The following is a 17,763-nucleotide window of genomic DNA, read 5'->3' as shown; positions in this document are numbered from 1 at the left end:
TAAGCGGCGCCTGTGCGGTGCCTTCCGGCGGTGTACCGGGTGCGGTACGGGGTCTGCACAATGGACGGCATGGCTCCCCACACGCTGACGGTCGGCTTCGACCTGGACATGACGCTCATCGACTCACGGCCGGGCATCGCGGCCGCCTTCAAGGTGCTTTCCGCCGAGACGGGGGTGCACATCGACACCGATCTGGTGGTGAGCCGCCTCGGTCCGCCGCTGGAGCAGGAGATCGCGCACTGGTTCCCGGCCGCCGATGTGGCCGCGATCGCCGACCGCTACCGCGCGATGTATCCCGCGTACGCGATCGGACCGTCGCTCGCGATGCCCGGAGCACGGGAGTCGGTCGACGCGATACGCGCGCTCGGCGGCCGGACGATGGTCGTGACCGCGAAGTACGAACCCAACGCCAAGCTCCACCTCACCCACCTCGGCATCGAACCCGACGTGATCGTGGGCGGTCTGTGGGCCGAGGCGAAGGCGGAGGCGCTGCGTGAGCACGGGGCGGGCGTCTACGTGGGCGACCACACGGGCGACGTACGCGGCGCGCAGGCGGCGAACGCGGTCTCGGTGGGCGTGACGACGGGCCCGTGCGACGAGGCGGAGCTGCGCGCGGCGGGCGCGGACGTCGTCCTCACGTCGCTGACGGAGTTCCCGGCGTGGCTGGAGACGTACACCGCGTAGCCGGGGGTTCCGTCCGGCGACGGGACGGCGGCCCCGCGCCGGGAACCGGGCGACTACCGCCGGGCCGACCCCGCCCGCGCCGACCGGACCACGCCGGCCGCGGCGATCAGGAAGCCGACGCCCATCAGCATGCACAGGGACCAGAAGACGGACGGAAGCGGATCGGTGCCGAGGAACAGCGGGGCCATCGTGGCGAGGGTCGCCAGGGCGCCGAGGAGGAAGACGATCGCGCCGATGCGGACCAGCCGGTCGCCTGCGCCGGAAGTTGGAGTACTCACCCCGTCAGGGTAGTTCCCGGCGGCGGTGGACCAGTCCCGGGCGGGGCAGGTGCCGTTTCCGGACAGAGTCCGGATGACCAGGCTTGACGAGGGGTACTTCCTCTGTGAAGGCTGCTGCCAGCAGGGGAAGCGCGACCACAGGACGACCTGACCTGCTGAGGGCTTTGTTCCGGCATACGGGTTGAGATGGGGTGCGTGCTTTGCCGACTGGCAAGGTCAAGTGGTTCAACAGTGAGAAGGGCTTCGGCTTCCTCTCCCGCGACGACGGCAGCGATGTCTTCGTGCACTCGTCCGTGCTTCCCGACGGAGTCGACGCACTCAAGCCCGGCCAGCGCGTCGAGTTCGGCGTGGTCGCCGGACAACGCGGTGACCAGGCGCTTTCCGTGGCGATCCTCGACCCCACCCCGTCCGTGGCGGCCGCCCAGCGCCGCAAGCCCGACGAACTGGCGTCGATCGTGCAGGATCTGACGACCGTGCTGGAGAACATCACGCCGATGCTGGAGCGCGGCCGGTACCCCGACAAGGCGTCCGGCGCCAAGATCGCCGGCCTGCTGCGGGCGGTCGCGGACCAGCTCGACGTGTAGCGCACCGACGGGCGGCCGGACGGGCGGTCAGGCGAACGAGAGCGCGTCCGGGCCGAGGGGCGGAACCAGTCCCTCGGCCGCGGCGCGCGTCAGCAGTCCCCGGATCGCCGCGTAGCCGTCCTCGCCGAGGTCGGCGGTGAACTCGTTCACGTACAGACCGATGTGCTGGTCGGCGACGGACGGGTCCATCTCCTGCGCGTGCTCCAGGACGTAGGGACGCGAGGTCTCCGGGTCGTCCCACGCCATCCGGACCGATGTGCGCACCGAGTCGGCGAGCAGCTTCAGCGTGTCCGCGCCCAGGGAACGCTTGGCGATGATCGCGCCGAGCGGGATCGGCAGCCCGGTCGTGTCCTCCCAGTGCCGGCCCATGTCGGCCAGGTTGTGCAGCCCGTAGTTCTGGTACGTGAAGCGCGCCTCGTGGATCACGAGACCGGCGTCGACCTTGCCGTCCCGCACCGCGGGCATGATCTCGTCGAACGGCATGACGACGATCTCGCCGACCCCGCCGGGCACGACCTCCGCCGCCCAGAGGCGGAAGAGCAGGTACGCGGTGGAGCGCTCGCTCGGCACGGCGACGGTCTTCCCCGTCAGGTCCGTGCCCGCCTCCTTGGTGAGGACGAGCGGCCCGCAGCCCCGCCCCAGCGCCCCGCCGCACGGCAGGAGCGCGTACTCGTCGAGGACCCAGGGCAGCACGGCGTACGACACCTTGAGCACGTCCAGCTCACCGCGCTCGGCCATGCCGTTGGTGATGTCGATGTCCGCGAACGTGACGTCGAGCGCGGGCGCGTCCGGCACCCTTCCGTGCGCCCAGGCGTCGAAGACGAACGTGTCGTTCGGGCACGGCGAGAAGGCGATCCGCAGCGGGTCAGGAGTCGTTTCGGTCATGGTGGATCCAGCCTTCCAGTACGGGGGTGAGCTTCCCGAACGCCTCGGTGAGCGCGGCCAGCGCGTCGCCGATGCGCCAGGCGTCGCGGTCGCGGGGGCCGACGGCGTTCGAGACGGCCCTGATCTCCAGGACGGGGACGCCGCTCAGGGCGGCCGCCTCCGCGACCCCGAAGCCCTCCATGGCCTCGGCCACGGCGCCGGGGTGTGCGGCGAGGAGGGCGGCGGCGCGTTCGGCGCTGCCGGTGACCGTGGAGACGGTGAGGATGTCCCCGGTGACGGCACGGGTCGCGGCGCGCGCCGCCTTCACCAGTGAGCGGGGCGGGAAGTGCCAGACGCGGCCGAAGCCCAGACCGGTGACGGGCACGAAGCCCGCCGGGGTCTCGGCGCCCAGGTCCGCCGCGCCGATGCGGCCGGCCACGACGAGGGAGCCGACGGGGGCCACACCGGCGAACCCGCCGCCGATTCCGGCCGAGATCACCAGGTCGTAGCGGTCCGAAGCCAGGGCGAACGCGGCGGAGGCCGCCGCAGCCGCGGGTCCCGCGCCGCCCGCGAGGACGTCGTAGGGGCCCGCGCGGTGGATCTCCGCGCCCGGAACCGTATGGACGGAGATCTCGCCGCCGGGCCCGGACGCACGCGTGACCGCGTCCCGTTCCACCGGGACAGCGGTCACGACGAGCACACGCACGGGGGAAACCCTCCGGGGTCAGGAGGGGGTCAGTCGGACTTCTCGAGCTTGAAGTGCCAGATGCCGGTCAGCTTCTTGCCGTCGGTCTCCACGATGCTGACCTGGGTCGACTTCGTGGTCTCGCCGGTCTGGCTGGAGAAGAAGGCGCTGCCCGGGATGGACCGGTAGGTCTTCTTGTACGGCTCCTGCTCGGCCTGCTGGCCGTTGATGAAGAGGGTCCAGCCGTTGTCCGCGACCTCGGGGTCGACGCCGAAGCGGACCTTGTCGTCCATCGCGGCCTTGACGGTCTTCTCCGCCTTCTTGTTGAGGCAGCCCTGGATATCGGATTCCTTGAGGGCCTTGCCGTCGTTGTAGCAGGACGCCTCGGCACTCACCGAGTTGTCGCCGACCGTCACGGTGGCGAGCGGCGTCGGCTTGTCGCAGGCGGAGAGGACAAGGAGTCCCGCGGACACGGCACCAAGAGCGACGCCGATTCGACGGCCCTTACCGGAGAAGAACGCAACGGTCATGGGCCGAAGGCTATCGGTCGCTCCGGCTCACGCCACGCGGGGGTGCGGCGAGCCGCGCCGCGCGGCGCCCAGCAGACCCCGTACGGACGTGGCGGCACCCAGCGCGAGGATGCCCGCGGCGACCGACATGCCCAGTACTCCGTTGAGGGGGAGGGCGATCCCGACGGCCCCGCCGGCCACCCACGCCATCTGGAGCAGCGTCTCCGACCGGGCGAACGCGGACGTCCGCACCTCCTCCGGCACATCACGCTGGATCATCGCGTCCAGCGACAGCTTCGACAGCGCCTGGGTGAAGCCCGCCATGGCCGCGAGCGCGGCGACCATGACCGTGCTGAAGAAGACGGCGGCCAGGACGGCGACGCCCAGCGCCAGGCCCAGCACCGAGGCGACGATGATCTCGGGACCGCGCGCCCTGAGCCAGGAGCCGACCGCGGTGCCCAGCGCGTTGCCCACGCCCGCGGCCACACCGACGATGCCGAGCGAGATCGCGGCGCTCTGGCCGGCCAGCGGGTGCTCGCGCAGCAGGAACGCCAGGAAGAAGATCAGGAAGCCGGAGAGCGCCCGGTGGGAGGCGTTGGCCTGGAGCCCGTGCAGGACGGAGGGGCCGACCGAGCGCAGCCCGGGCCGCTTCTCGCCGTTCCTCTCCTTGGTCCTGGCCGGTTTCTTGCCGTTCCCGGGCGTGGCGTTCTTCCGGAGCGGTTCGGGCCGGGCGGCACCCTCGCCGTGCGGCGGCACCAGATGGGCCTTGCGCTCGCCCTTCGCCGAGTCCACCTTGGGCGGCAGCGTGAAGGCGAGGACGGCACCGCCGACGAAGATCGCGCACGCGCCGTACAGCGGCCACGGCGGCCCGATGGTCTGGAGTCCCGCCCCGATGGGCGCGGCCACGCCGGTCGCCAGGAGACCGGCGAGGGTGACCCGCGAGTTGGCCTTCACCAGCGAGAAGCGGGGTGGCAGCAGACGCGGTACGACAGCACTGCGCACCACTCCGTACGCCTTCGAGCACACCAGCACGCCCAGGGCGGCCGGATACAGCTCCAGGCCGCCGGTGGCGACCGCGCCCGACATGGTGAGCGCCAGGGCGGCCCGGGCCAGCATGGAGCCGGCCATGGCCGCGCGGCGGCCGTGCGGCAGGCGGTCCAGGAGCGGGCCGATGACCGGGGCGAGGAGGATGAACGGCGCCATGGTGACGGCGAGGTACAGCGCGACCCGGCCGCGGGCCTGGTCCGTCGGTACGGAGAAGAACACGGTCGACGCGAGCGCGACGGTGATCATCACGTCGCCCGCGCCGTTCACCGCGTGCAGCTCGATCAGCTTGCCGAGGCCCGACTCACCGGCCCCGTGGGCGTGGGTCGCCTTCCGGATGCCGCGGGCGGTTCCGGTGAACGGGGTGTGGAGGGCACGACCGATCGACCGGCCCGTTCTGCGGAGCGGACCGGATGCGTCGTGCGACCTGGCAGAAGCCACTTGGTCATAGTGCCCCAGTCCCCGGCGTCACGAACCGAGATCGGCGCGGGGCGCCGTGTGGACCGCCCCGTCGGGTCAGTGATCGACCAGGTCGCAGGGGGTGCGGAGGGCCGGATCGGCAGAGCCGGAGAGGCTCACTCGGCGCAGACACGGCGTCGGATACGACGTCGTTTGGGACGGGCAGGTGGGCGGGGAGCGGCGGAGAGGGTAGCGTGCCTAGCGCGCCACCGGCGGTTGTTCTTGGCCGCGCGCCTCTCGGCGATCCCGCAGAATGGATCGCAGAAGGTGCGCCCGAGGCAGGTACAAACGGGTGTGGACGTCGACGCGGCCCCCAGGTCCGCTCCGCCCGCAACCGTATGGCCGAAATCGATGGATGTGCTGGCGCGCTCGTGAGACTGGCGTAGGAGAGAAGCGAGACCTGTGAGTGCTGCGACGACGAGAAGCCGTACGGCCCGTACCCCCGTTCCCGACCGTCTGTGCGCCGAGGCCGTAGACCTCGCCCGCGCGGCGGCCGAGGAAGCGGCCGCGCCGGGAGTGGTGGGTGAGCATGTGGCCGTGGTCCCCGAGGGGGACCGCGTCGTCACGCACTACTTCGAGTGCAAGGACCCGGCCTACCGGGGCTGGCGCTGGGCGGTGACGGTCGCCAGGGCCTCCCGCGCGAAGAACGTCACGCTGGACGAGACGGTCCTGCTGCCGGGCACCGACGCGCTGCTCGCACCGGAGTGGGTGCCGTGGAGCGAGCGGCTGCGGCCGGGCGACATGGGGCCGGGCGACCTGCTGCCCACCGAGGCGGACGACCTGCGCCTGGAGCCGGGCTACACCGGCGAGGACGAGCTTCCGCCGAACTCCGCGGTCGCCGCGGTCTCGGGCGAGCTGGCCGACCTCGTCGAGTCCGAGGACGCGGAACTCACGACGCGCCCGGAGCCGCCGCGCCGCGGCTCGATCGCGTCGGTCGCCGACGAGCTCGGCATGCGGCGTGCGCGGGTGCTGTCCCGGTACGGGCTCCATGCGGCGGCCGACCGCTGGGACGAGGGGTTCGGCGCGAAGACGCCGATGGCGCAGGCGGCCCCGGCGACGTGCGTGTCGTGCGCCTTCCTGGTGCCGCTGGCGGGCTCGCTGAAGCAGGCCTTCGGGGTCTGCGCGAACGAGTTCGGTCCGGCGGACGGGCACGTGGTGTCCCTGTCGTACGGATGCGGCGGGCACTCGGAGGCCGCGGTCATGCCGAAGCCGCCGAAGCCGGCGCCGCACGCGCTGGACACGATGCAGGTGGACGAGTACCCGCTGCGGCCGGCGCGGGATTCCGGCTCCGTGCCGGTGGAGACGGACGGCCCGACGGAGGACCTCGGCCACTCCTGAGGCGGTGGCCGCGGGGTGAGGGTGCGGGTTGCTCCGTGGGGTGCGGGCTGCTCCGGCGGACCGGTTCCGTCCTCGAGCGCCGGACGGGCTGTTCTCGTGCGGGTGGACGGGCTTCCTTGGTGCGGGCTGTTCCGGCGTACGGCTTTGTCCTCAAGCGCCGGACGGGCTGCTCTCGTGCCGGTGGACGGGCTGGTTCGTGCGGGTGGACGGGCTTGACCGGGCTCGGCCCGGTGGATCCGGGCCGTCCGGCGTTCGCGGACGGAACCAGGGTGGTGGCGAGCGGTACCGGTGATTCCGGGCCGTCCAGGGGTACCCCCAGCCCGTCCGGCGCTTGAGGACGACGCGTGCACCGGTCCGGACCCGGTAGCTTCGGGCGCACACTTGGCGACACGGGCATGCGCCAGCGGAAGAGCCGGAAGAGGGAGTCACAGCGTGAGCATCATGGCGACCGAGGGGGCCGACCCATTCGGAACCGCGCGGCTGCGACGCGGCGTGCTCGATGCCTGGGGCGCCGGCCCCGCCCGCTTCCGTGAGGATGCCAACGCCGAGGAGGACCTCGCGCTCGGCGGCTACCGCGACCGCCTCGTCGTCGAACTGGCCCAGAACGCCGCCGACGCCGCAGCCCGCGCCCACGTGCCCGGCCGGCTCCGGCTGACCCTGCACCCGGCGACCGCGACCGCCCCCGCCGTCCTCGCCGCCGCGAACACCGGCGCACCCCTGGACGCCACCGGCGTCGAGTCGCTGTCCACCCTGCGGGCCTCCGCCAAGCGCGAGGGCTACGACGGCGCCGTCGGCAGGTTCGGCGTCGGGTTCGCCGCCGTCCTCGCCGTGAGCGACGAGCCGGCCGTCGTCGGCCGCCACGGGGGCGTGCGCTGGTCCCTCGCCGAGGCCCGGGACCTCGCCCGCGAGGCGGCCGTCGGCAGCCCCGGCCTCGGCGACGAACTGCGCCGCCGCGACGGGCACGTACCGCTGCTGCGCCTTCCGCTGCCCGCCGAGGGCACCGCCCCCGACGGCTACGACACCGTCGTCGTCCTGCCGCTGCGCGACGGCGTCGCCGAGGACCTGGTCGGCCGGCTGCTCGACGCGATCGACGACGCCCTGCTCCTGACCCTGGCCGGCCTGGACGAGATCGTCGTCGAAACCCCGGACACCGTAAGGACGTTGCGCCGGTCGCAGCACGGCCCGTACACGCACGTCGAGGACTCCGCGCACGGCACGAACCGCTGGCGGACCGTCACCCGTCACGGCGCCGTCGAGCCCGCTCTGCTCGCCGACCGGCCGCTGGAGGAACGGCTGCGCCCGCACTGGTCGGTGACCTGGGCCGTCCCCGTGGACGCGGAGGGCGCCCCGGTCCACCCCCGTACCGCGCCCGTCGTGCACGCCCCGACACCCACCGACGAACCGCTCGGCCTTCCCGCGCTGCTCATCGCCTCGCTGCCGCTGGACACCACCCGCCGGCACCCCGCGCCCGGTCCGCTCACCGACTTCCTGGTGCAGCGCGCGGCCGACGCGTACGCGGAACTGCTCGCCGACTGGCAGCCGGTGACCGTCGCGACGATCGGGCTCGTGCCCGGACCGCTCGGCAAGGGCGAACTGGACGGCGCGCTGCGCGGAGCCGTGCTGGAGCGGCTGCCGCGGGTCGCGTTCCTGGAACCGGCCGCCCCGCGCGACCCCGCCGCCGAACCCGACCGGTGGGACAGCTGGGACGCGGGGGCCGAGAGCGCCCGCAAGGCCACCACCGCCCTGCGGCCCATCGAGGCCGAGGTGCTGGAGGGCGTCGGAGCCGAGACCGTCGCCGTGCTGGCCGAGGTGCTGCCGTGCCTGCTGCCCGCGGGACTCGAGCGCCGTGTCGAACTGCGGACCCTCGGCGTCGCCCGGGTGCCGCTGACCGAGGCGATCGACCGGCTCGCGGGCCTGGAGCGCGAACCGGGCTGGTGGCGGCGGCTGTACGACAGCCTGGCCGGTGTCGAGCCGGACCGGCTCTCCGGCCTTCCGGTGCCGCTCGCCGGTACGGAGTCCCAGGGGCCGGACCCCGACGCCCCGGCCGTCCCGCGCACGACGATCGGGCCGCGGCAGATCCTGCTCCCGCTGCCCGACGCGCTGACCGGTACCGTGCTGGAGCGGCTCGGCCGGCTCGGGCTCAAGGTCGCGCACCCGGACGCCGCGCACCCGCTCCTGGAGAAGCTGGGCGCCCTTCCCGCCACGCCGCGCGCCGTGCTGACGACCCCGCAGGTGCGGGCCGCCGTCGCCGGTTCGCTGGACGCGGGCGAGATCTGGGACGAGGACGCGCTGGACGGCGAGGAGCTCGTGGAGACCGTCCTCACCCTGGTCCGGGACGCCGATCTGGCACCCGGCGACGAGCCCTGGCTCGGTGCGCTCGCCCTGCCCGACGAGGACGGCGAGCTCGCACCGGCCGGTGAACTGGTGCTGCCGGGCAGCCCGTTCGCCGCGATCATGCGCGAGGGCGAAATCGCCCTGTGCGACGAGGAACTGGCCGGCCGCTGGGGCGAGCAGCCGCTCACCGCCTGCGGGGTCCTGGCCACGTTCGCGCTCGTCCGGGCCACCGACGTGGTCCTGGACCCGGACGAACTGGAGCCCCGCGACGGCGACTACGCGGAACCCGACGACGCCGGGCTGCTGGACGCCGTCGACGTGTGGTGCGAGGACATCCTCGACCAGTTCCCCGACACCCCCGTTCCGCCGGTCGCCACCGAGATCGTCGCCGTCCGCGACCTCGACCTCGTCGACGACGACGCCTGGCCCCAGGCGCTCGCCCTGCTCGCCAGGCCTCCGCTGCGGGACGCGCTGACCCAGCCGGTGCGTGTGCTGCTCCCGGACGGCACGACGCAGTCCGTACGCCCGTACACCGCCTGGTGGCTGCGCGACCACCCGGTGCTGGACGGCCGCCGCCCGGCCGGTCTGCGCGCCCACGGCGGGGATCCGCGGCTCGCGGGCCTGTACGACTCCGCCGACGCGACCGGCTTCGACGACGCCCAGGTGCTGCGCGCCCTCGGCGTGCGGACCTCGGTCGCCGCCTTGCTGGACGAGCCCGGCGGTGCGGCCGAACTCCTCGGCCGGCTCGCGGACGAGGACCGCCCGGTCGGCACCGTACAGCTGCACTCCCTGTACACGGCGCTCGCCGAACTCGACCCGGAGCAGGTCACGCTGCCGGACGAGCTGCGGGCGGTCGTCGACGGCGAGGTGCGGGTCGTCGACGCGGCGGACGCCATGATCGCGGACGCCCCGGACCTGCTGCCGCTGACCGGCGGCGTGGCGCTGCTGCCCGTCGCTCCGTCGAGCGCGGCGGAGCTGGCCGAGCTGTTCCAGGTCCGGAGGCTCGGCGAGAGCGTCGAGGCCGAGGTGACGTCCGAGGGCGAGGAACACCGGGTCCCGGACCCGGTCCGGATCCTGCTCGGCGCCGGCACTCCGGACACGTACGTCGAGCACGGCGAGCTGCGGGCGGGCGGCACCGAACTGGACTGGCGCCGGACCCCGGACGGAGTCGTCCACGCCGCGACCCTGGAGGGCGTCGCGGCGGGCCTGGCCTGGGCGGCGGGCCAGTGGCCGCGCCGCTTCGAGGTCGCGGCCCTGCTGGAGGACCCGTCCCGCACGGACGAGCTGGCCCGGGACCGCTGGTTCGACTGAGCCGGGGTCCTCGTGCGGAGCAGGCCGGGCCACGCGGTGCCCGGCCTGATCCGCACGAGGGCCCCCGGGGCGCCGCTATGCCGGAAAGCGGCGGCCGACCAGGCGCCAGGCGTACTCCAGGGCGACCGAGGCCACCACGGCGATGCCCACCGCCGTCCACGGCATCGTCGTGCCCACCAGCTTCAGGGCGAAGAAGTCCTGGAGCCACGGCACCGCGAGCACGATCACGAAGGCCAGGCCCATCGCCGCCACCAGGCAGATCCGCCACCAGGTGTAGGGGCGGGCGATGATCGCCAGGACCCACATCGAGACCAGGAACAGCGTGAGCGTGGCGGCGCTCGTCTCCGCGTCCAGGGCGCCCGTGCCGGAGTAGTGGTTCCGGGCGATCAGGTACATCGCGAAGGTGGCGGCGGCCGCGATGGTGCCCGACGGGATCGCGTACCGCATGACGCGGCGCACGAAGTGCGGATGGGCGCGCTCCTTGTTCGGCGCCAGGGCCAGGAAGAACGCCGGGACGCCGATCGTCAGCGTCGACAGCAGGGTCAGATGGCGGGGCAGGAACGGGTACTCGACCTGGAAGCAGACGACCAGGACGGCCAGCAGCACGGAGTAGACGGTCTTCGTCAGGAACAGCGTGGCGACACGGGTGATGTTGCCGATGACCCGGCGGCCCTCGGCGACGACGGACGGCAGCGTCGCGAAGCTGTTGTTCAGCAGCACGATCTGGGCGACCGCCCGGGTCGCCTCCGAGCCCGAGCCCATCGAGACGCCGATGTCGGCGTCCTTGAGGGCGAGGACGTCGTTGACGCCGTCGCCCGTCATCGCGACGGTGTGGCCGCGGGACTGGAGGGCGGCGACCATGTCGCGCTTCTGCTGCGGGGTGACCCGGCCGAAGACCGCGTTCTCCTCCATGGCGGTGGCCATCGCGTCGGGGTCGGCCGGCAGTTTGCGCGCGTCCAGGGTGTGCTCGGCGCCCGGCAGCCCGAGCTTGGCGGCGACCGCGCCGACCGAGACGGCGTTGTCCCCGGAGATCACCTTCGTGGCGACCCGCTGTTCGGCGAAGTAGGCGAGGGTCTCCCCGGCGTCGGGCCGCAACCGCTGTTCCAGGACGACCAGTGCGCTCGGTACGGCCCCGCCGGCGAGGTCCGGGGCGTCCAGATCGCCCCGCGCCCGGGCCAGCAGCAGCACCCGCAGGCCCTGCTCGTTGAGCTGCTCGATCTCGGCGAGCGCCGGGTCCGCGTCGGGCAGCAGCACGTCGGGGGCGCCGAGCAGCCAGGACGACGCCCGGCCCTCGCCCTCGTCGAACGCGGCGCCGCTGTACTTGCGGGCCGAGGAGAACGGCAGCGCCCGGGTGACGGTCCACGCCGGGTCCTCGGGGACCGGGTAGGTGTCGATGATCGCCTGGAGGCTGGCGTTGGGGTGCGGATCGGAGGCGCCGAAGGCTCCGAGGACGCGGCGCAGGTACGGGTCGTCCGTCCCGTTCAGTGCGCGGACCTCGGTGACGTCCATGCCGCCCTCGGTGAGGGTGCCGGTCTTGTCCAGGCAGACGACGTCGACCCGGGCCAGACCCTCGATGGCGGGCAGTTCCTGGACCAGGCACTGTCTGCGGCCCAGCCGCACGACGCCGATCGCGAAGGCGACCGAGGTCAGCAGGACCAGGCCCTCGGGGATCATCGGGACGATGCCGCCGACGGTCCGGGCGACCGAGTCCTTGAAGTTGTTGTCCTTGACGACGAGCTGGCTGATGATCAGGCCGATCGCGGTCGGGATCATCATCCAGGTGACGTACTTGAGGATGGTGGAGATGCCGCTGCGCAGCTCCGACTGGACGAGCGTGAAGCGGGAGGCCTCCTCGGCGAGCTGCGCGGCGTAGGCCTCGCGGCCGACCTTGGTCGCGGTGAAGGCGCCGCCGCCGGCGACGACGAAGCTGCCGGACATGACGGGGTCCCCGGCCCGTTTCAGCACCGGGTCGGCCTCGCCGGTGAGCAGTGACTCGTCGATCTCCAGGCTGTCGGCCTCGGTGACCGTGCCGTCCACGATGACCTTGTCGCCGGGGCCGAGCTCGACGAGATCGCCGAGGACGATCTCGGAGACGGAGACCTCGGCGGCGACCCCGTCCCGTCGCACCGTGGGTTTCGCCTCGCCGATGACGGCGAGGCTGTCCAGGGTCTTCTTGGCCCGCCACTCCTGGACGATGCCGATGCCGGTGTTGGCGATGATCACGAAGCCGAAGAGGCTGTCCTGGATCGGCGCGACGAACAGCATGATCACCCAGAGCACGCCGATGATCAGGTTGAACCGGGTGAGGACGTTGGCGCGGACGATCTCGGTCACGGACCGGGAGGAGCGCACCGGCACGTCGTTGACCTCGCCGCGGGCGATCCGCTCGGCGACCTCGGCCGCGGTCAGTCCGCCGACGGCGGTGGCCGGGACGGGCGGGTCCACCGGGTGGACCGGGTCGAGCTCGGACCCGGCGTCGATCTTCACCGGCCGGCCGGAGCCCGGCGGGCCGGAGCCCGGGGGGCCTGAGCCGGGAGATCCGGAGCCTGGAGGTCCGGAGGAACCGGTCGGCTGCTCCCCGGAGGGATCGAGTGCCCGCTGAGTCATGGTTCCGACGGTACGGGCGGAACGTCCGGTTCACCCACCGAGCAGTCGGAAGATCAGACCGGGGGAGGAGGGGAATGGTCCCGTGGTCGTACGGGTGCGGTGCCGGCGGCCCGCCTCAGGCGGTGGCGCCCGGAGAGTCCCTCTGATCGTCCGCCGCCGCCGCGGCCCGCTTGAGTGCCGCGTCGCGGCCGCGTACGTACCAGATGCCGATCAGCCCGAGGCCGGCGCCGGCCAGGCAGGTCCACACCCACCACAGGTGCCCGTGGTCGTCGAACCAGCCGTAGAACGGGAGCTGGACCAGGAAGAGGACGAACCAGAGGATCGTGCCGCCGGTGATGGTCGCGACGACCGGGCCCTCCAGGGGCTCGGGTGCCTCGTGCTTCGGTGTCCACTTCGCCATGCGGCCAGTGTATGCGCGGCGTGCGCCGAGCTCGTCAGCCCAGTCGGCGCAAGGGTCTACGCGCGGAGATAGCGATCTTTGCCTTATGTATTCATACTGAATCTGCTTACGACTGTCGTGAATTGTTCGTACGAAAGTCCAAAGCTGACCAGATTTAACCCCCCTCTACGCACGACTGAGGTCCTACATGTCCCCCTCGGCCACCGCTCCGGTCGACCCCACTCCGCCTCCGTCGTCCGGTCCCACCGGCGGCCTGGACGGCTTCTTCAAGATCTCCGAGCGGGGGTCTTCGGTCGCGCGTGAGATTCGCGGTGGCTTCGCCACGTTCTTCGCGATGGCGTACATCATCGTGCTGAACCCGATCATCCTCGGCAGCGCGAAGGACATGTACGGTCACCAGCTCGACGGTGGCCAGCTGGTCACCGCGACGGTGCTGACCGCGGCGTTCTCCACCCTGCTCATGGGCGTCATCGGCAACGTGCCGATCGCGCTGGCCGCCGGCCTCGGTGTCAACACCGTCGTCGCCCTCCAGCTCGCCCCCCGGATGAGCTGGCCCGACGCGATGGGCATGGTCGTCCTCGCGGGCATCGTGGTCATGCTGCTCGTCGCGACCGGCCTGCGGGAACGCGTGATGAACGCCGTACCGAAGTCGCTCCGCAAGGGCATCGCGATCGGTATCGGCCTCTTCATCCTGCTGATCGGCCTGGTCGACTCGGGCTTCGTCTCCCGCATCCCCGACATCGCGCACACCACCGTGCCGCTCCAGCTGGGCAATGACGGTCACCTCAACGGCTGGCCGGTCCTGGTCTTCATCCTCGGCGCGCTGCTCACCCTCGCGCTGATCGTCCGCAAGGTGCCGGGCGCGATCCTGATCTCCATCGTGACGATGACCGTCGTCGCGCTGATCATCGACGCGGTCGCCGACCTGCCGGGCGAGGCCTGGGGTCTGACCGTGCCGGAGTGGCCGGGCAACCCGGTCGCCTCGCCCGACTTCGGGCTGATCGGTGACGTCAGCCTGTTCGGCGGCTTCGACAAGGTCGGTGTCCTCACCGGCATCCTGTTCGTCTTCACCGTGCTGCTGTCCTGCTTCTTCGACGCGATGGGCACCATCCTCGGCGTCGGCGACGAGGCCAGGCTGACCGACAAGGACGGCAACTTCCCGGGCATCAACAAGGTGCTGTTCGTCGACGGCATCGCGGTCGCCGCGGGTGGCGCGAGCTCCGCCTCTGCCGGTACCTGTTTCGTGGAGTCCACGGCGGGCGTCGGCGAGGGAGCCCGCACCGGTTTCGCGAGCATCGTCACGGGTCTGCTGTTCACGGCGTCGCTGTTCCTCACACCGCTGGCGACCATGGTCCCCTCGCAGGCGGCCACTCCGGCCCTGCTGGCGGTGGGCTTCCTGATCATCGCCGGATCGGTGCGGGACATCGACTGGAGCGACTACACGCTCGCCATCCCGGCCTTCCTGGCCATGGTCATGATGCCGTTCACGTACTCGATCACCAATGGCATCGGGATCGGCTTCATCACGTTCTGCGTGCTGCGGCTGGCCGTCGGACGGGGGCGTGAGGTGCCGGTGGCCATGTATGCGGTGTCGGCGGTCTTCGTCTTCTACTACGCGATGCCGGCGCTCGGCCTCACGTGATCCCCGGAGGGTCACGGGCGCGGGCTCACGGCCCGGGGGTCTCCGTCAGGTGACCTCCTCGGCCGCGACCCCCTCCGCTCCGTAGAACTTCTCCGTCTCGTCGACGGCCGCCTGGAAGCGCTCGTCGAAATCGTCGCGAATGAGCGTCCGGACCACATAGTCCTGGACGCTCATTCCGCGTTTTGCGGCGTGCTGCTTGAGCCGGTCGAGCAGCTCACCGTCTATCCGCAGGCTGAGCACTGTCGATCCCATGGCAAGCAGGGTTACGTCCTGCGGGCCCGACACGCGTGACTTTCCGGAATCGAGTCACTCGTTTGGGTGATCGATTGGTGATGTGGGCCTCGCGCGTGTACCACCGAGTGTCTTTAGGTTGGGTAATGAGTTACGCTAACGAACATGCCTGACCTGATCCACGACAGCGACAGTGCCGCCGCCGTGAGCTCCCTTCGTTCCGCCGTCATGCTGCTCGGACGGCGCCTCAAGCACCAGCGCGTCGACGAGTCGCTGAGCCCCACCGAGATGTCGGTGCTCGGCACACTCGCGCGCTGCGGCTCGGCCACCCCCGGTGAGCTGGCCCGCAAGGAGCATGTGCAGCCGCCGTCGATGACCCGCATCGTCGCGCTGCTCGAAGCCAAGGGACTGGTCAGACTGGAACCGCACCCCGATGACCGTCGTCAGAAGATGGTCAGCCAGACCGAGCAGGCCGAAGCCATGCTCGCCGAGAGCCGCTCCAAGCGGAACGCCTGGCTGACCACCCTCGCCGAAGGCCTGGACGAGGACGAGTGGGAGACGCTGCGCAACGCGGCGCCCGTGCTGGAGAAGCTCGCCCACCTGTAGCGGAGCGGGCCGCGCCGGACGGAACCGGCGCACCGCCCCACCGCCGCATCCCCGTCAGTCAGCGCAATGTCCACGCCCGAGGAGGCGAACCCTTTTGAGTACGGGATCCGGAGCAGACTCCGCCCCCGCACCGACTTCCACCCACGAGAGCAAGCCCGGCGGGACCTTCTCGTCGCTGAAGATCCGCAACTACCGCCTGTTCGCAACCGGCGCCGTGATCTCCAACACCGGTACCTGGATGTCCCGCATCACGCAGGACTGGCTCGTCCTGAGCCTCACCGGGTCCGCCACCGCCGTCGGTATCACCACGGCACTCCAGTTCCTTCCCATGCTGCTCTTCGGTCTGTACGGCGGCGTCATCGCCGACCGGCTCCCGAAGCGCAAGCTCCTCCTCGTCAGCCAGGCGGCACTCGGCCTGTGCGGGATCGCGCTCGCCGTCCTCACGCTCTCCGGCGTGGTCCAGGTGTGGCACGTCTACCTGATCGCCTTCCTGCTCGGCATGGTCACGGTCGTGGACAACCCTGCCCGCCAGGCGTTCGTCTCCGAGATGGTCGGCCCCGCCCAGCTGCGGAACGCGGTCAGTCTGAACTCGGCGAACTTCCAGTCCGCCCGGCTCATCGGTCCCGCCGTCGCGGGTGTGCTGATCACCTCGGTCGGCAGCGGCTGGGCCTTCATGTTCAACGGCCTGTCGTTCCTCGCGCCCCTCGTCGGCCTGCTGATGATGCGTACGAGCGAACTGCACAAGGCCGTCGTCATCCCGCGCGCCAAGGGGCAGCTCCGCGAAGGGCTCCGTTACGTCTCCGGGCGTCCCGAGCTGATCTGGCCGATCGTCCTCGTCGGCTTCGTCGGCACGTTCGGATTCAACTTCCCGATCTGGCTGACGGCCTTCGCGGACGAGATCTTCCACGGCGGCGCCGGGATGTACTCGTTCTTCAACATCCTGATGGCGGCCGGCTCCCTGGCCGGCGCGCTCCTCGCCGCCCGCCGCCGCTCCTCGCGGCTGCGGATGCTGGTCGCCGCCGGTACGGCGTTCGGTGTGCTGGAGATCGTCGCCGCCATGGCGCCGTCCGTCTGGTTCTTCGCGATCCTGCTCGTCCCGATCGGCATGATCGGCCTGACGACCAACATCAGCGCGAACACCAGCGTCCAGATGGCGTCCGACCCGGCCATGCGCGGCCGGGTGATGAGCCTCTACATGATGGTCTTCGCCGGCGGTACGCCGGTGGGCGCCCCGATCGTCGGCTGGATCAGCGACGCGTACGGCGTCCGCACCGGCATGGCGGTCGGCGGGGTGTTCTCCCTGGTGGCCGCGCTCGGCGTCGGCTTCATGCTGGCCCGGGTCGGAGGCCTGCGCCTCAAGGTCGACCTGCGCCCGGGCCGCCCGCACGTGCGGTTCGTCCCGCGCGAGCAGCTGGCGACGGCGGCCTGAGAGCCCGTCGGCACGGATGCGATACGGCCCCGCCCGGGGAATCGGGCGGGGCCGTACGTGCAGGACGGCGCGCCGGGGCTGCCAGACTCGCCGCATGAGACTCTTCGCCGCCGTCCTGCCGCCGGCCCCCGCGGTCGAGGAGCTGCGGCGGGCCGTGGTCCCGCTGCGCTCGCTGCCCGGCGCGGCCACCCTGCGCTGGACCGGGACCCCGGGCTGGCACTACACGCTGGCCTTCCTCGGGGAGGTCGACGAGGAGCTGCTGCCGGACCTGTACAGCCGGCTGGAGCGGGCCGCGCACCGGACCGAGGCGTTCCCGCTGCGGGTCCACGGGGCCGGCCGGTTCGACGGGCGGGCGCTGTGGGCGGGCGCCGCGGGCGGACTCGACACGCTGCGGCTGCTGGCCGAGCGCGCCCACGCCGCCGCACGCCGGGCCGGGGTGCCGATGGAGGCGCACCGCCGCTACACCCCGCACCTGACGCTCGCCCGCAGCCGGGTCCCGGCGGACCTGACCCCGTTCACGGCGGCGCTGGAAGGTTTCGAGGGACTGCACTGGGAGGCGGACGAACTCAGTCTCGTACGCAGTCGTCTGCCGGTGGACGGGGTGCCGGGGGAGCAGCCGAGGTACGAGGTGGTGAGGGCCTGGGGCCTGGGACGGTGAGGCGGGCGGTTACGCTCGTCGGGTGGATCCGAAGACCAGAAACCGCATCATGGCCGCCGTGCTCGTGCTGATGTTCGCCGTCGTCGCCGTGGCGGCCGCG

Annotated in this window: 16 protein-coding genes; 8 read left to right on the top strand and 8 right to left on the bottom strand. The window is 72.0% G+C overall.

Annotation, left to right across the window (positions count from 1 at the left end; genetic code table 11):
* Nucleotides 1-69: 69 nt before the first annotated feature.
* Nucleotides 70-684, top strand: coding sequence for an HAD family hydrolase (locus tag ACIQMX_RS05750; RefSeq protein WP_402475196.1), 615 nt, complete (start codon nucleotides 70-72; stop codon nucleotides 682-684).
* 53 nt (nucleotides 685-737) lie between these two features.
* Here ACIQMX_RS05750 and ACIQMX_RS05745 read toward each other — a convergent pair whose 3' ends face one another.
* Entirely contained in the window at nucleotides 738-962 is a 225-nt protein-coding gene (locus ACIQMX_RS05745; RefSeq protein WP_363071147.1) for a hypothetical protein, read from the bottom strand.
* Between the two features lie 200 nt (nucleotides 963-1,162).
* On the opposite strand from ACIQMX_RS05745, the gene ACIQMX_RS05740 reads away from it, so the two are divergent.
* A complete protein-coding gene (locus ACIQMX_RS05740) occupies nucleotides 1,163-1,546 on the top strand; it encodes a cold-shock protein (protein WP_136328972.1) in 384 nt (127 codons plus the stop codon).
* Nucleotides 1,547-1,573: 27 nt separating this feature from the next.
* Here the strand turns inward: ACIQMX_RS05740 and ACIQMX_RS05735 are convergent, their stop codons facing one another.
* The 4 genes from ACIQMX_RS05735 to ACIQMX_RS05720 are packed head-to-tail and all read right to left on the bottom strand — an operon-like array spanning nucleotide 1,574 to nucleotide 5,089.
* On the bottom strand, nucleotides 1,574-2,431 hold the full coding sequence (locus ACIQMX_RS05735) for a 1,4-dihydroxy-6-naphthoate synthase (protein ID WP_363071145.1): 858 nt from the start codon (nucleotides 2,429-2,431) through the stop codon (nucleotides 1,574-1,576).
* Complete coding sequence (locus ACIQMX_RS05730) at nucleotides 2,412-3,116, bottom strand: futalosine hydrolase (protein WP_402475192.1); 705 nt, start codon at nucleotides 3,114-3,116, stop codon at nucleotides 2,412-2,414. The genes ACIQMX_RS05735 and ACIQMX_RS05730 overlap by 20 nt, the downstream gene beginning before the upstream one ends.
* Before the next feature lie 29 nt (nucleotides 3,117-3,145).
* The gene (locus ACIQMX_RS05725) at nucleotides 3,146-3,625 is read right to left on the bottom strand and encodes a DUF2771 domain-containing protein (RefSeq protein WP_363071141.1); all 480 of its coding nucleotides are present in this window, start codon (nucleotides 3,623-3,625) and stop codon (nucleotides 3,146-3,148) included.
* Nucleotides 3,626-3,652: 27 nt separating this feature from the next.
* The gene (locus tag ACIQMX_RS05720; RefSeq protein WP_402475189.1) at nucleotides 3,653-5,089 is read right to left on the bottom strand and encodes an MFS transporter; all 1,437 of its coding nucleotides are present in this window, start codon (nucleotides 5,087-5,089) and stop codon (nucleotides 3,653-3,655) included.
* Nucleotides 5,090-5,509: 420 nt separating this feature from the next.
* Between ACIQMX_RS05720 and ACIQMX_RS05715 the strand changes: the two genes are divergently transcribed.
* Together ACIQMX_RS05715 and ACIQMX_RS05710 are read left to right on the top strand one after the other, a co-directional pair.
* The gene (locus ACIQMX_RS05715; protein WP_363071137.1) at nucleotides 5,510-6,445 is read left to right on the top strand and encodes a DUF3027 domain-containing protein; all 936 of its coding nucleotides are present in this window, start codon (nucleotides 5,510-5,512) and stop codon (nucleotides 6,443-6,445) included.
* A 438-nt stretch (nucleotides 6,446-6,883) separates the two neighbouring features.
* Complete coding sequence (locus ACIQMX_RS05710) at nucleotides 6,884-10,090, top strand: sacsin N-terminal ATP-binding-like domain-containing protein (RefSeq protein WP_363071215.1); 3,207 nt, start codon at nucleotides 6,884-6,886, stop codon at nucleotides 10,088-10,090.
* Nucleotides 10,091-10,165: 75 nt separating this feature from the next.
* Here ACIQMX_RS05710 and ACIQMX_RS05705 read toward each other — a convergent pair whose 3' ends face one another.
* On the bottom strand, nucleotides 10,166-12,697 hold the full coding sequence (locus ACIQMX_RS05705; protein WP_363071135.1) for an HAD-IC family P-type ATPase: 2,532 nt from the start codon (nucleotides 12,695-12,697) through the stop codon (nucleotides 10,166-10,168).
* 115 nt (nucleotides 12,698-12,812) lie between these two features.
* Entirely contained in the window at nucleotides 12,813-13,097 is a 285-nt protein-coding gene (locus ACIQMX_RS05700) for a DUF2530 domain-containing protein (RefSeq protein ID WP_363071133.1), read from the bottom strand.
* Nucleotides 13,098-13,284: 187 nt separating this feature from the next.
* Between ACIQMX_RS05700 and ACIQMX_RS05695 the strand changes: the two genes are divergently transcribed.
* Nucleotides 13,285-14,739 carry an NCS2 family permease gene (locus ACIQMX_RS05695; RefSeq protein WP_402475186.1) on the top strand — a complete coding sequence of 485 codons (1,455 nt, stop codon included), beginning with the start codon at nucleotides 13,285-13,287 and terminating at the stop codon, nucleotides 14,737-14,739.
* A gap of 45 nt (nucleotides 14,740-14,784) precedes the next feature.
* On the opposite strand, the gene ACIQMX_RS05690 is transcribed toward ACIQMX_RS05695, so the two are convergent.
* Nucleotides 14,785-14,991, bottom strand: coding sequence for a ribbon-helix-helix protein, CopG family (locus ACIQMX_RS05690; RefSeq protein WP_326737854.1), 207 nt, complete (start codon nucleotides 14,989-14,991; stop codon nucleotides 14,785-14,787).
* A 144-nt stretch (nucleotides 14,992-15,135) separates the two neighbouring features.
* Between ACIQMX_RS05690 and ACIQMX_RS05685 the strand changes: the two genes are divergently transcribed.
* From ACIQMX_RS05685 to thpR, 3 genes are all read left to right on the top strand, one after another.
* Nucleotides 15,136-15,576, top strand: a complete 441-nt coding sequence (locus ACIQMX_RS05685; RefSeq protein WP_219573152.1) for a MarR family winged helix-turn-helix transcriptional regulator — start codon at nucleotides 15,136-15,138, stop codon at nucleotides 15,574-15,576.
* A gap of 94 nt (nucleotides 15,577-15,670) precedes the next feature.
* The gene (locus ACIQMX_RS05680) at nucleotides 15,671-17,005 is read left to right on the top strand and encodes an MFS transporter (RefSeq protein WP_363071129.1); all 1,335 of its coding nucleotides are present in this window, start codon (nucleotides 15,671-15,673) and stop codon (nucleotides 17,003-17,005) included.
* 94 nt (nucleotides 17,006-17,099) lie between these two features.
* Entirely contained in the window at nucleotides 17,100-17,663 is a 564-nt protein-coding gene (gene thpR, locus ACIQMX_RS05675) for an RNA 2',3'-cyclic phosphodiesterase (RefSeq protein WP_402475182.1), read from the top strand.
* The last annotated feature ends 100 nt before the right edge of the window (nucleotides 17,664-17,763 follow it).

Source organism: Streptomyces sp. NPDC091416 (assembly GCF_044756845.1).
In the GTDB taxonomy this organism is placed as follows: Bacteria; Actinomycetota; Actinomycetes; order Streptomycetales; family Streptomycetaceae; genus Streptomyces.
This window is presented reverse-complemented; position numbering and strand designations above follow the sequence as displayed.